Genomic DNA, 513 nt, shown 5'->3' on the forward strand with positions numbered 1-513 from the left:
TGACGATCATCGACCCTTGCGACGCGCTCGACATCGAACAGGCCACGGAGGCGATCGCGGACTACAACGGGCCGGTCTACATGCGCCTTTTGCGCGGCAAGGTCCCTGTCGTGCTCGACGAGTACGATTACACATTCCAAATCGGCAAGGCACGCCTGTTGCGCGAGGGTGAGGATGTGCTGTTCATTTCAAGCGGCCTGATGACCATGCGCGCGCTGGAGGCGGCGAAGGCGCTTGAAGCCGACAGGATCGGCTGCGCCGTTCTGCACGTTCCGACGATCAAGCCTCTGGACACGGAGACGATACTTGCCGCGGCGCGCCGTCCGGGACGGCTAATGATAGTGACCGAGAACCACACCATCATCGGTGGGCTGGGCGAAGGTGTCGCCGCGCTGCTGATGCGGGAGGGAGTGGCCCCAGTCTTTCGGCAGATCGCCCTGCCCGACGAGTTCCTCGACGCTGGCGCGCTGCCGACGCTTCACGATCGCTACGGGATCTCAACTTCCGAGCTCG

General features: G+C 63.5%; 1 protein-coding gene. It reads left to right on the top strand.

Features of this window, described 5'->3' with window-relative positions; all coding sequences use genetic code 11:
- Nucleotides 1-513: transketolase C-terminal domain-containing protein (locus tag NKJ17_RS33970; RefSeq protein WP_352692079.1), on the top strand; the 513-nt coding region annotated here is incomplete at both ends.

The sequence above is a fragment of the Mesorhizobium sp. M0208 genome, from assembly GCF_040322015.1.
Lineage (GTDB): Bacteria > Pseudomonadota > Alphaproteobacteria > Rhizobiales > Rhizobiaceae > Mesorhizobium.